Origin of the sequence: Alkaliphilus sp. B6464, from assembly GCF_018141165.1 — a bacterium.
Lineage (GTDB): Bacteria > Bacillota > Clostridia > Peptostreptococcales > Natronincolaceae > Alkaliphilus_B.
The window spans coordinates 242,006-255,505 of sequence record NZ_CP058557.1 but is presented as its reverse complement, the minus strand read 5'-3'; the positions used below and the strand labels follow the sequence as shown (position 1 = coordinate 255,505).

Below are 13,500 nucleotides of genomic sequence, written 5' to 3'. Positions count from 1 at the left end.
TAAATTTAAAGGTATTATGTTAACATGATATAGGTTTAACGTTAAAAAGTTTAAGATAGGAGAATAACACATAATGGTATTTAGTAGTTTGGTATTTTTATTTTTATTTTTGCCAATAGTTTTAACAATTTATTATGTTTCAAATAATAAATTTAAAAATTATATACTGTTATTATCTAGTTTGTTTTTTTATGCTTGGGGAGAACCAAAGTATATATTTTTGATGATAATATCAATATTCATAAATTACATTTTTGGCATTAAAGTATCTACGAATAGTCAATCAAAGAGGTTATGGCTAATATTTTCAATTATATTTAATCTAGGAATTTTAGTTATCTTTAAATATGCAAATTTCCTTATAGCTAATATTAATTCTATAATGAAAATTAATTTAGATATTCCCCAAATAGCCTTGCCATTAGGAATATCATTTTTTACGTTCCAAATAATGAGTTATGTAATTGATGTCTATAGAAGGGAAGGAAGAGTTCAAAAAAATATTTTTGATTTAGCATTATATTTGAGTTTATTTCCTCAGTTGGTAGCAGGTCCTATAGTGCGATACCAGACTGTAGATGAGCAGATAAATAATAGGGAACACTCATTAAATAAATTTGCATTGGGAGTAGATAGATTTATAATTGGTTTAGCAAAGAAGGTTATATTTTCCAATCAGCTTGGACTTATAGCTGATGGAGTTTTTAATTCTCAAATATCAGATTTATCAACCATGGAAGCGTGGCTTGGAATCATATGTTATACACTTCAAATATATTTTGATTTTAGTGGATATAGTGATATGGCAATAGGACTTGGAAAAATGTTCGGATTTGATTTTCTGGAAAACTTTAATTATCCTTATATTTCTCAGTCTGTATCAGAGTTTTGGAGAAGATGGCATATATCTTTAGGTACCTGGTTTAGAGACTATGTATATATACCTTTGGGAGGTAACAGGGTTAATCCAATAAAGCAATATAGGAATTTATTTGTAGTTTGGTCTTTAACAGGTATATGGCACGGAGCTAATTGGACATTTATTGTATGGGGATTATACTATGGAATGCTAATAGCTATTGAAAAGGCATTCTTTGGAAAAATACTGGACAAGCTTCCTAGGATATTTAGACATATATATCTATTACTTATAGTTATGGTAGGTTGGGTGTTATTTAGAGCTGAAAACATAATCCAAGCAATTGAGTTTTTAAAGATTTTAATAGGTAGAAATAACTTATTATACAATAATTCATTCTTGATATATATAAATAGTTCAGGTTATATGGTTATTTTAGCTATCCTATTTGCAACACCTATAGTATCGAAGGTAAAAAATACAATAGAAATGAGAAATAGGAGGTTAGTGGAAAACAATCTGGCATACTGTTTACATTCTATATTTTTAGTAACATTAATGTTTTCAATTGTTGTGATACTGATAAGTTCAACCTATAATCCGTTTTTATATTTTAGATTTTAGGGGGATATGATATGAATAATAATAAAGCTAAGTGGATAACCATACCATTTGTAATAATGATTATGGGAACATTTATTATTAACATAATAAGCAAAGATAGAGTAGTTAGTGCTTCAGAAAATAGAACATTACAACAAAAACCAACTGTAGAAGATATAAAGAAAGGTGTATATACTAGTAAATTTGAATCTTATTTTTCTGATCAATTTCCATTTAGGGAAGAGCTTTCTATGATATATACAGAGGCAAATCTTGTTTTAGGAAATAATAAAATTAGAAATTATTATTTATTAGATGATAATTGGATTATGCCAACTCCATCAAAGGTAATATCAGATGAAGAACTAGAAGATTTGGCTAATGATATAAATGAATTAGCTCAAATAGGAATAGAAACAAATAAAGAGATCTATTATGTATCTACTCCTCATAAAGAGAGTATGTTATCTCATTTATATCCAAAGTACACTGGAGGATTGGAAAACTCAATAAATAATAAAAATAGGTTTAAGAAATATATTGATACAGAAAAAACTAAATTTATAGATGTAGATGAACATTTTTTTAAAGAATTCACTGAACAAGAAAGAGAGAAACTATATTTTAAAACAGACCATCACTGGAATGGTATAGGTGCATTTGAAGGTTTTAAATATATTATTGAAAAAATGAATATATTAGATAATAAACCTTGGGATGAATATATTACAACTATGTTTGATAAAGGATATTTTCTAGGAAGCTATAACAAAAATCTTAATAAGTTAGTAAAAGAAGATGAGGTAATACCATATGTTCATATGAAAAACAAGCAAAATTATGAGTATTTTAAATTTAATGGAACTATGGATGTGAAGGGAAAAGAAGAAGATTTTGTTGCTAGAGATAGAAATAAAGAAGAGATACTATATGGTGGTGCATATATGTTTGGTAATGCTTGTTCTATCTTGAAGATAAGAAATGAGGAGGCTTTAACTAATAAAAAAGTTATTATCTTTAGAGATAGTTATCAAGCCCCTACATCATGGTTATTTGCTGATATATTTGAAGAAGTTCAATTAGTAGACCCTAGATATATCAAGGATTTAGATATGACTATTGATGATATTATAAGGGAAAGTGATGCACATATAGTTATATTTATGTATAATAATACAGATTTTAAAATGATGATAAAGACAATGAGAGAGCAGAGACAATAAAACTTTAATATGGGTCTAAGGTGGGATATTAATATACAAAACTCTATACTTCGGCGTATTAGTATAATCTTCTCGCCATAACCCATGTTGAGGCAGTTGTGTTGATAGGGAATAAATAGCCTTATATCAAGGGTTTTGAAGAATTAAGTTAAATGTACAAGCCTTCATCTATTCTGCCCAGGGGAGTCATTATACAAGTCCGCGTTATCAATGAAACCTAAAAAAGATGGTTCCTATAGAATATAGGAACCATCTTCTTGCAACTTAACTCTCTTTTTTAAATTGTCCTTATTTACCAACATTCCTAAGGGTATAAATAAATAGATTAGTATCAAAGCAGCCGCTATTGTGCCCGTATCATTAAATAAGAAAATAGCTATCCCGCCTAATAGAATCACAGCAAATCCTTTAAATAAATTCGGATAGCTTTCACGGATTTTCATTAAAATTTCACTTTTATATCTATATAATAAAACCATTAAAATGGCTTGTAAAAATAAAATGACATTCCATGAAGCATGAATTAAATTCCAAAAGACTTGCCCTAGTTTGGAATTAATTATCTCAAAAAATTTACCCAATCCACCTGTTATTAAAGACTCCAATGCTTTTCCCGCATGAGTGGGATTTGGATTAAATAAAGCATCCAATGTGGCTAGCAGAATAATTCCCACAATAACTCCAATAACTATAATCGTTATCTTTTTAAGGGAAAACTTTTTATCGAAGATTGTCAGTAAAGTTAATGAAGCAATCAACATGGCGGACAATGTTCCACCCATATTAGCTCCGAAGAAAGGGCTAAGGGCCACTATCACCAAAAACATATAAGAAGTTATAGATACAGCCATAATGGGCTTGCTAATTTTATATAGATGAAACAATGAAAAAACGCCTAATAAAGTAGAACCCAGCAATATACCCATATAATCATTACCTATGCCGTAAAACCTGCCGCCTGCAATAGCATCAGATCCTAAAGGAGAAATAATCATCAACTTTTCCACAAAATAAATATCTATCAACAGTAATACGCTGGTTGCCAATCCCAAAATAGCCATAGTCATTAAATTTTGTCTAAAGATTTTATTTAAAATATAGGCTATAAGAAAGGCACCACCAAAGACATAAAGAAGATCAAAAATTATGGATTTATAGCCAAACAGTGAGACAGTCATCATCGTTAAAGGTATTGCTATTACTGTCAGGCTTAGATAATTAAGAATCTTAGCGGGCAATCCATTCCATTTTGTAAATCGTGGCAAGTAAAATCCAACTAAAGTTATACCTACCAAAATAATAAAAGACCGGTGAAAAACACTTCGATAATTCCTCAAATATAAAATTTGCGCTTGATTGCTAAGCAGAACTTGTGTAGGATTTTCATTGCTTACTGCTTGCATTGGTTCTCCAATAAAACTTTTAGATTCAGCAATACCAAAAAAATTAAGGATAGTAGGTCCAAAGTCAAAATTGGTGACCAATCCTTCCCTGCGAGTTGTATTTGAGGTTAGCAATCCTTTTTCGGTGTTAGCACCTGACATAATGATAGGAGTTAAGGCAAAGTTGCCTTGATTAACCATTTCCCTTGAAGGATTAGGAGTTATGACCATAAATAAGGTTTTTCCCAGGTCGACTTCATTGATAACCTGACCAAGGAATGAATCAGCCCGCTCAATAGCTTTAATTTTTTGTTCTTCCCTAACAGAAACTGTAGTCAATCGGTCGGTTTTCTGTATCCTTGCAGTATCGCCATAATCTATAAACAACATATCGACATGGGGTAAAATGCGTTCTACCTCCTCTAAGAGCCTTTCTTGATTTATCTTGATTCCCCCAAAAACATCAGCATCAGCAGTTAATAAATCAGAGTCTACGGAACCAAAAGGAATTACACCATTTTCATCCATAGCCAACATGGTGACTTCTCTGGACGATGTATTTAAATCACTATTTCCTGCAACCCCAATTACAAGACCTTTTTCCCTAGCTATTTTGCCCAGAAGCCCAACCTGATTATTAGGGGTGATATCTAAAGCAGTTCTCTCTATATCTCCAATGGCAACATTTATTATCTCACCATCTGGAGGGGTTTTGCCTGTATATAATTTATAAAGGTCGCTGACAGTAACATATTCCGGTACTAAGTTATAGTCTGACAGAGGATACATTTTGTTCCTTTCAAAGGCTAATCCGCCTTGAGTTGATGCCAAAGTTCTTACACCCATGCCTAAGCTAAGATAAGTGCTGCCTCTATTGGATAAACTCGACCTTGCCCGTGTATTCATAAAGCCCATAGCCCCATTTTCCAGCAACAGGTCGATATTTGGAGTATCGCTATTAAGTATTTCTTCTAAGCTGACCTCATCCAATATCAATATAATGGTCTTTTTGCCTTCGGTTCTATCAGAAGTGGCCTCCGATTTTGAAATTGGCATGCCTAAAACCAGACACATTGCTAAAATTAAATTCAATGTATATTTAAAGATAGTCTTCCAACCTTTTTGCAATTTAATATTCCTCCCTTAAAGTAATTTCCATAAGACAACCTAATGGAGTCAATATGAAGTTAACATGATAGCCGAGGCGATAACCCTTGCAACATTAATGATTTTATCAAAATCTTCAACATTGATTTCGAGATTATTGCCTTTAAACTTACCTAAATTTCAACTTTCTCATATTAGCACAGAATGATTCACATATCAACTTATTATTTAGAACTAGAGTTTCTCCATTTTTGATAAAGTTAAAAACTAATCAAATAAATAATTCTGATGCCGTATTGTGGTTCGGAGGAGAAAAAATAGGATTTGGCCATAACATATAGTTGTTTGCGGGTAAAATTTGGGTCGAAATCAGAGAAGTTAAGGAGATAGATGGAGTAATAGCTTGATGGGTTGATAGAGAGATTATATAATATATATAAGTTAAAAGCGAGTCCTAAAAGGAGATGATATTAGATGAAAAAGATTAGAGCAATCTATATTGGTGATGCTAGATTTGACTAATGTCCAGTTTTTGAACTAAATATGAAAACAAACTATTATTATAATGTGGGCTATAATGTTCATTTTAATAATTATTGTAATTTACTTTAGGGTAGAAAGAAAAAATAAACAACGAGTATCTACAGATAAAACAGGTACCTTTGGAAGTGTAGCTGTATTGGAATTCTATGATGATAAAGTTGTTTTTGGGAATGAATCACTTAATTCAAAAGGGGAGTTGAGATACGAGCAGTTTTTTCAGCTCTTAGAAAGCAAAGATTATTTTATCTTTTACTTAAACGTTAATCAAGCCTCATTAGTTCGCAAAAAGGATGTTAAAGATATAGAGAAATTTAAAAGCTTCATTATACCAAAGTTTGAAAACAGATTTAAGAAAACTTATTATTGCAATTAACTGGAGGTAATTAGATGAGATGCAGACATTTTTATTATGTAGTAAGTGATTTTAAAAACAATCAAATATTTTCGTGTGGCGCAACGTTTTCTGAATTTATGGAATTTATAGAGAACAAACCAGATAATATTCTACTGTTAAATGGATGCTTTGGTGATGGGAAATATCATAGTGATATTAAATTTGATTATGCAGATAAAGAAAATATGAAAGATTTGATAGATGATAACGTTTATAGCTACGGTGATTTTTGCTGGATTGACTATAAAAATATGAACACATTGGATAATATAACTAAGCTTCAATTAGCAGAATTATTATATTTAAAACACAAGTTTGAGCCATTATATGATGCACATATAAACTGGATGAGCAATGATTATTTATATATGGCTCATGACGATGATTATTGGACTAAGATATTTATAAAAAATATTCAAAGCTATAAGAATGTGGTTCATGGTAAAATTTTAAAAGCACTTAAGGGAAGAAAAAGGCACATAGAACCTATACCTGATGAAATAATTGACTATATCTTTATTAATTCAGAAAATGGAATCTTATTTGACTTTGAAAATACTTATTTTTGGAATCATAGAACTGGAGTAAGAATTTATGAACTTGGAAGAAACTATAATTACGACAAAATATTTGAAGTATTTAAAAGAAAAGAGCATTTTACGAATACCGAGGCTGTTCTAGAATACAATAATCGAAATAAAAAATGGAGTATATATAGTGATTGGAAATTGTAAAACCAAGGAATAAAGCAATAAAGATAAGATATAATTAGTAGGAGTTGTTAAAATGTATACGAAATTCAATGAGAATTATAATTTATAGAGATGGTATCCAGCTAAGTATACTGATTTATGTTCTATGTATATGGTAATGATAACAGATTGATATTCTTTAAAATCAAAGATTCTAAATACGTAGATTTTATTAAAAAAGATAATTGTGGAGTTGAGGGAGAAAATTTAGAGCATTTTTGTATAATAGGAACGAATTCAGTAGTAGATGTTTTATCACCTTATGAACCACAATGGTATAACTTGAAAGAAGATGATCTGGAGCAATGTTTAACCTTTATTGAAGAAAACCCACAATGGTTTTAGCAAGCTTATATAGAATCTATATTTATGAAAAGCCAGTAAAATAAATCATATGATGATGGATCATTTGCAAATAACTTACCATGTGTTATAATTTTAAATACATACAAGGGGTTAAGGAGGTGGCGACTTGGCACAGCAATATACCAGAAAAATGATTCGTGAGGTATTCATAAGGATGCTGAATGAGCGTCCACTTAATAAAATCACAGTTAAGGATATTGCTACAGCATGTGAGATCAACAGAAATACTTTTTATTATTACTACACAGATGTATATGCACTTCTGTCAGAGCTGTTTCAAACAGAGCTTCAGACAGTCATTGATGAATATAATGATACACTCTCATGGGAAGAGAGCTTTATTGTGGCTGCTAAATTTGCTTTAGAAAACAAAACAGCCATTTATCATGTATATAATTCGATGCAAAGAGAAGAATTAGTGAACTATATATACAATGTATCAGGAAATGTCATGATCCGGTATGTTGAAAAAGTAAGCGATGGTATCTCAGCTTCTTCGAGAGATAAAAAACTAATTGCTTCCTTTTATCAGTGCGCTCTCACTGAAATGGTACTACGCTGGATTGCTTCCGGAATGAAGGAAGATCCTGATACTATCGTTAGACGAATCGGGTATCTTTTCGATGGGAACATTGAGTTATCCCTTAAACGAAGTGCTGGTTTAAATGATATCTAGTAAAAAGCAATAGGAGATTTCTTTTTTATCAGGCATTTTAATCTCAATGCCTAAAAATTAGACAAATTAACTGCGGTGTTCGAATTTCGAACACCGCAGTTTGTTTATCTAATGAAAAGGACATAAGAAAACTATATTATAGATTTATACAAATCTTACAGATAATAAGTATTCACAAAGTTAAAGGAGGACTTATTATTTATTACACCATATTGGCATGCTAATAGAGTGAACATAAAATAACTCTAAATATAATAGTATTCTTTAGAAGACTATTAAAAAATTAAGAAAGAGGGAGATAATAATGAAATTAAAAACACATGATGATAGACTTACCCTTACAAATGGAAGTTATCATGCTTTAGTAAATGCAAGAAAGCCTAAAGGAATTGAAGATAAAAAAGCTTATTTAATCGGTACTGGAATTGGTGCTTTAGCTGCTGGTTGTTTTTTAATTCGTGATGCTCATATGGATGGTAGCAAGATTACTTTCTTAGAGCAATTAGACATTCCAGGTGGATCTTTAGACGGTCAAGTTCGTCAGAATATGGGTTATGTAGCACGTGGTGGACGTGAAATGGGTCACCATTTTGAGGTTTTATGGGATTTATTTAGCTCATTACCATCTACAGAAGATCCTAATATGACTGTTTTAGATCATTTTTTCTATACAAACTATGATGATCCAAACTTTAGTAATTGCCGTATCACTAAAAATCAAGGTGAGCGTTATGACAATGGAAAATTCAATTTAGGTCAAGATTTAGCAAAAGAATTAGCTGCTTTTGTAAATATGCCAGATGAAGAACTTGAAGATAAAACTATGGAAGATGTTTTTTCTGAAGAGCTTTTAAACACTGATTTCTGGACATATTGGAGAACAATGTTCGCTTTTGAAAACTGGCATAGTGCTTTAGAGATGAAATTATATATGAATCGTTTCATTCACCATGTTGACGGATTACCAAATCTTTCTGCACTACAATTTTCAAGACATGATCAATACACTTCATTTGTAAAACCTATGGTTAAATATTTAGAAGACAATGGTGCTAAATTTGAATATGGAGTTACTGTTGATAACGTTGAATTCTTAATTTCAGATGATAAAAAGGTTGCAAAGAAAATAGTTGCAACAGATAAAACTGGAAAAGATGTCTCTATTGATTTAACAGAAAATGACTTAGTGTTTATCACTAATGGTTCTATGACTGAAAGCTCAGGATATGGTGATGACAATACTCCTGCACCATTTAATAGAGAGATAGAGGGATGCTGGAAATTATGGAGAAATATAGCGGCTCAATCAGATGAGTTTGGAAGACCAGATAAATTCTGTACAGATACAGAAAAATCTAATTGGGAGTCTTGTACAGTAACTTGTCATGATGAACGTGTTCCTGAGTACATTGAAAAGATTACAAAACGTTCACCATACGGCGGACGCACTGTAACGGGCGGAATAGTTACAGCTCTTGACTCTTCATGGTTAATGAGTTGGACAATAAACCGTCAAGAACAGTATTATGGACAACCTGAAAAAGACGTTGTTGTTTGGGTATATGGTTTATTCTCTGATGTTCCTGGAGATTATATTAAAAAACCTATGAGAGATTGTACTGGTAAGGAAATCACAAAAGAATGGTTATATCATATAGGTGTTCCTACAGATAAAATTGAAGAATTAGCAGAATCATGTAGTGCAATTCCTGTTATGATGCCATTTATTACATCTCAATTTATGCCACGTGCAGCTGGAGATCGTCCATATGTTGTACCAAAGAATGGAGTAAACTTTGCTTTCCTTGGACAATTTGCTGAAACATTAGATGATCCAGGCCGTGATACCGTATTTACTATAGAATATTCAGGACGTACAGCTATGGAAGCAGTATATGTTTTAACTGGAGTTGAAAGAGGAGTTCCTGAGGTATATGGTTCAAGATATGATATCCGTTATTTATTAAGTGCAGGTGTATGTCTATTAGATGGAGAAAAACCAAAACTTGATTTACCACCAATGACTAAACGTAAAATTTTAAAACAAGTAGCAGGAACAGACGTTGAAAAGCTATTAAAAGAATATGGAATTATTTAATGACATTTACAGTTAGATAATTTGATTGAAATCCCGAATTTTTAAAAAATCGGGATTTCAATTTATATGTAGTTATTATTGATATTGCTACTTGGTATATTAATAATATAATAGAACATCATGCAAAGGAGGAAACTTCTGTGAAACAACAAATAAATCTTAAGCAAGCTTATATTCCTACTATAGAAGAAATGCAAAGTTGGTATGAAGATGATTTATGTAAGGAAGCCCTAAAATCATCGGAATACGAGAACAATAAAAAAGTAGAAGAACAAGGGTCGTTTTTTAAAGCTTTTCGAAAATTTGAAGAAAGAGATTATGACATTCCTCATACTTCTGAAAAAAATAATGTTTATTACGAAAAATATAAGGCTTATGTGGAAGAAGAAACAGCAAACAAGGGAAAAAAGATACAGGAAATTGAAAATTCAATTGAATATGAAAAGTTCTTTCTTCGTTGGGAAAGAAGGGTCAATAGCGAGAGTAATAATTACAGTCATTATGGGAGTAATTCAGCTACAAGATATAGAGTTGATTGCATAAAAAAATTAGAAAAAGAGTTAGAGACAATTCTAGAAAATTCTCCAGAAGCATGGGAATTTTATTATAAACGTCAATTGATGAGTGATATAGAAACCCAACATCAGCAGCGTTTGGTAACTGTACCTTATGTAGTTAAAGCAAAACAAAAAGTAATAGATTCGTTGAATTTAGGTGTTCCTGTATATATTGTAGGACATTTAGGAAGTGGAAAAACACAATTAGCAACTGAAGCAGCCATAGATTTTACTATTCAAAATAGAATACAAAGAGAGTTAGAAGATAAAATGGAAGATTGGTTTTCGAGAAAGCCAAATGTCACAGAAAAAGATGCTATTCAAAAATTTGGAGAATTTAATGAAGAAAGAAAACTTCACTATAAAAATATTTTAACTAATGGAAGTAAAGACGAAATAGAATCTTTACAGCCACTGTTTATATCTGGCTCCCACAATTTAACTTATGAAGATATGTTTGTAGAGAAAACTTTGTCTCTCAAGCAAAGTTTCTCCAAAGGATCTTATTCGGATTATCTGAATATGATTATAGAGGATTTTTATGAGTGGATGGATGAGCACAAAACTAGACTAGAGAAGATGACTGATGAAGAGCAGTTACAGCTTAAGATTCAAATATGGAAAAGCTTTTCTGATTTATTGGTAGCAAGTAATAGTGCTTTTGGTACCGAAATCAAAAAAATAGAAAGAGAAATTTTGATTGCAGTAAAAGAAGGTCGCCCTGTAATTGTAGACGAATTAAATACAATTGCCATGCAAAACTTAATTGCTTTAAATGATATTTTACAACGTCATGCAGGAAGTACAGCTTATATTACAGGAGTTGGTCCTGTTTTGATTAAGCCTGGATTTGGATTTATTGGTACAGGAAACCTATCAAGTCAAATGGTTAATTATGAAGGAACCAATGAGTTAAATCCAGCATTTAAATCACGTTTCGTAACCATTGAGTATAATTATGTACCTCAAAAGACAATTGGTTCCTTAGAAGATCAAGAGTTTCCAGAAAAAAATGAACTTTTTAGAATAATAATAGCACGATTAGCTGATAAAAATGGAAATATCTATCTTCCTAATTCCAAAAGGACATTAGAAGAATTGTTTAGATTTTCGCAATTGTGCAGGGTTACTCAAAATGTTTTTATGGGCAAATGGAAAGATGACGAGGCCCAAAAAGATTCTGGAATGGATGAACTAGAACTGAGGGAGTCTGTATTATCAATTCGTAATATTTTGCACGTTTTAGATAATTGGAATCGAGGCGAAGAAAAAGACTTGACCAAGGCTTTATGGGATGGTTTTATTAGTTCAATTACTTATCCTGACGACCAAAATTATATTCTATCGCAAGCAGTACGTTTCGGATTTTTTCCTACGGGAGAAGGATGGAATGTTGAGACAAAAGGCATAGGAGAATCAACGACAACATATGATGAAATTCGTACTCGTCCATATCACTATGTTCGCCCATTAACAGAAACTTTAAGTTATTTAGATGTAGTTCATCTTATATTTGGAAAGGGAACCCCAAGAAAAACTTTGCCAAAAGGGCTAAGAGAAAACTTTGAAGATAATATTAATGAATCATCGCGAATTGATGCAAAGAAATATCAAGAATTAGACCAACAATTATCTCATTTAGAGCATTCAAAAGATATCCTTGAATACTTAGAAGATAATGGAGAAGAAAAATGAAAATAAATTTGTCAGTAGACGGAAAGGATTTTAAGAGTCAAGTTAAAGATCTAAGAGAAAAGCTGAATGAATGCCAAGCAAGTGGAATTTTAGATGATGGTTTTAAAGAACAATTAACCAAACTTTTAAAAGTAGAAGAAGAGTTATTGACTGATTTAATTCCCTATTATCGAGTTTATGCAAACAATATCAAAAAGACTTCAATGCAAATAAATCCGATAAAACAATTGGGAGCTTTTGGTTTTGAAAGTTTTTTACAAGCTACATTGAGGATTAATAAAAATCTTTTTATTACAAGTAGTATAGATAGAAAAGTTCAATTCTTCTATATAGATATTGCAGATGATTTTTCTGATAATAATCAAATAGAAGGAGAGTGGAGTCCTCCTATTAAAGAAATAAAAGAGACAATTTCATTTATGTATAAATTGAATGACAAAGAAATTTTGCTTTTGGGAGTTAGAGAGGGATGCTATCTACTTTCAAGCGATAATTTTGATAAGCTGCCTAATGTTAATGGAGAGGTTAAAGTTCAGAGGATTCAAATAGATCATAATTTTAATGGATTTGGAAGATGTTTAGCAATTAGAGATGGCTTATTTGTAGTGGAAAATGGAGATGAAAAGTTAAATTTATTTGAAATAATAAAAGAAAATGATGAATATCGTTTGGTTTTTCATAAGGATATATATTGCACTATTCCACATTGGACTGCACTGGAAAAAATAAATGACGATTATTTTGTAGTTGGAACAAAGATGGGGAAATTATATTTTATCAAATATGAGAACAGACAATTTACTATTACAGAAGAAATTAATTTTATAAATGATGAAATAAGACAAATTGGATGCTTAGAGGATGAAAATGCTAATAAGAATTCCATTATAGTGACAGGCAATAAAGGGCAGCTTAAGATATTTTCTTTATATAAAGATTCAAAAACTATAGAAATAGAATTGAATGATTTAAAAGGTAATTTGTTTGACCTTCAATCTAAAAAAGGCACAGCTATAGTTTTAAGTGAAGATGGAATCATATACTTACTTGAAGAGAATTTTGAAAATTGGTATTTAAATGAAGAGGCCACGATTAAAGATATCTTTTTTACAAATGTTTTTAAATTAGATATTTCAAAATATTTACTTATGGATATAGAAGGTAAATTAAGTCTGCTACGCATTGATCGAATTGATACACCAAAAGACTTGTGGGATCTGCCACTGTATTAATAGGAGGGGATGA

The 13,500-nt window shown here is 31.1% G+C and carries 10 protein-coding genes; 9 read left to right on the top strand and 1 reads right to left on the bottom strand.

The annotated features are described in order from the left end of the window. Positions 1 to 73 precede the first annotated feature (73 nt). Both HYG84_RS01165 and HYG84_RS01160 read left to right on the top strand, forming a co-directional pair. Positions 74 to 1,483, top strand: coding sequence for an MBOAT family O-acyltransferase (locus HYG84_RS01165; RefSeq protein ID WP_212379985.1), 1,410 nt, complete (start codon positions 74 to 76; stop codon positions 1,481 to 1,483). 11 nt (positions 1,484 to 1,494) lie between these two features. Then, positions 1,495 to 2,685 (top strand): hypothetical protein, encoded by a 1,191-nt coding sequence (locus HYG84_RS01160; RefSeq protein ID WP_212379984.1) that lies wholly within the window; start codon positions 1,495 to 1,497, stop codon positions 2,683 to 2,685. A gap of 233 nt (positions 2,686 to 2,918) precedes the next feature. Here HYG84_RS01160 and HYG84_RS01155 read toward each other — a convergent pair whose 3' ends face one another. Then, positions 2,919 to 5,195, bottom strand: a complete 2,277-nt coding sequence (locus HYG84_RS01155) for a hypothetical protein (RefSeq protein ID WP_212379982.1) — start codon at positions 5,193 to 5,195, stop codon at positions 2,919 to 2,921. Positions 5,196 to 5,751: 556 nt separating this feature from the next. On the opposite strand from HYG84_RS01155, the gene HYG84_RS01150 reads away from it, so the two are divergent. From HYG84_RS01150 to HYG84_RS01120, 7 genes are all read left to right on the top strand, one after another. Next, positions 5,752 to 6,090 carry a YcxB family protein gene (locus HYG84_RS01150; RefSeq protein ID WP_249168688.1) on the top strand — a complete coding sequence of 113 codons (339 nt, stop codon included), beginning with the start codon at positions 5,752 to 5,754 and terminating at the stop codon, positions 6,088 to 6,090. Positions 6,091 to 6,104: 14 nt separating this feature from the next. Further along, the gene (locus HYG84_RS01145) at positions 6,105 to 6,845 is read left to right on the top strand and encodes a hypothetical protein (RefSeq protein WP_212379978.1); all 741 of its coding nucleotides are present in this window, start codon (positions 6,105 to 6,107) and stop codon (positions 6,843 to 6,845) included. A 117-nt stretch (positions 6,846 to 6,962) separates the two neighbouring features. Further along, a complete protein-coding gene (locus HYG84_RS01140) occupies positions 6,963 to 7,208 on the top strand; it encodes a hypothetical protein (protein ID WP_212379976.1) in 246 nt (81 codons plus the stop codon). 127 nt (positions 7,209 to 7,335) lie between these two features. Then, entirely contained in the window at positions 7,336 to 7,905 is a 570-nt protein-coding gene (locus HYG84_RS01135; RefSeq protein ID WP_212379975.1) for a TetR/AcrR family transcriptional regulator, read from the top strand. Positions 7,906 to 8,209: 304 nt separating this feature from the next. Continuing rightward, the gene (locus HYG84_RS01130; protein WP_212379973.1) at positions 8,210 to 10,003 is read left to right on the top strand and encodes an oleate hydratase; all 1,794 of its coding nucleotides are present in this window, start codon (positions 8,210 to 8,212) and stop codon (positions 10,001 to 10,003) included. 140 nt (positions 10,004 to 10,143) lie between these two features. Beyond that, positions 10,144 to 12,255: a hypothetical protein gene (locus tag HYG84_RS01125; protein ID WP_212379951.1), complete on the top strand. Its 2,112-nt coding sequence runs from the start codon at positions 10,144 to 10,146 to the stop codon at positions 12,253 to 12,255. Further along, the gene (locus HYG84_RS01120; protein ID WP_212379949.1) at positions 12,252 to 13,487 is read left to right on the top strand and encodes a hypothetical protein; all 1,236 of its coding nucleotides are present in this window, start codon (positions 12,252 to 12,254) and stop codon (positions 13,485 to 13,487) included. The genes HYG84_RS01125 and HYG84_RS01120 overlap by 4 nt, the downstream gene beginning before the upstream one ends. Positions 13,488 to 13,500 lie beyond the last annotated feature (13 nt).

Excerpts from the sequence above, each read along its gene's own strand:
- HYG84_RS01120 (WP_212379949.1), top strand. The coding sequence starts at position 12,252 with ATGAAAATAAATTTGTCAGTAGACGGAAAGGATTTTAAGAGTCAAGTT.
- HYG84_RS01160 (WP_212379984.1), top strand. The coding sequence starts at position 1,495 with ATGAATAATAATAAAGCTAAGTGGATAACCATACCATTTGTAATAATG.
- HYG84_RS01140 (WP_212379976.1), top strand. The coding sequence starts at position 6,963 with ATGTTCTATGTATATGGTAATGATAACAGATTGATATTCTTTAAAATC.
- HYG84_RS01150 (WP_249168688.1), top strand. The coding sequence starts at position 5,752 with ATGTTCATTTTAATAATTATTGTAATTTACTTTAGGGTAGAAAGAAAA.
- HYG84_RS01130 (WP_212379973.1), top strand. The coding sequence starts at position 8,210 with ATGAAATTAAAAACACATGATGATAGACTTACCCTTACAAATGGAAGT.
- HYG84_RS01145 (WP_212379978.1), top strand. The coding sequence starts at position 6,105 with ATGAGATGCAGACATTTTTATTATGTAGTAAGTGATTTTAAAAACAAT.
- HYG84_RS01165 (WP_212379985.1), top strand. The coding sequence starts at position 74 with ATGGTATTTAGTAGTTTGGTATTTTTATTTTTATTTTTGCCAATAGTT.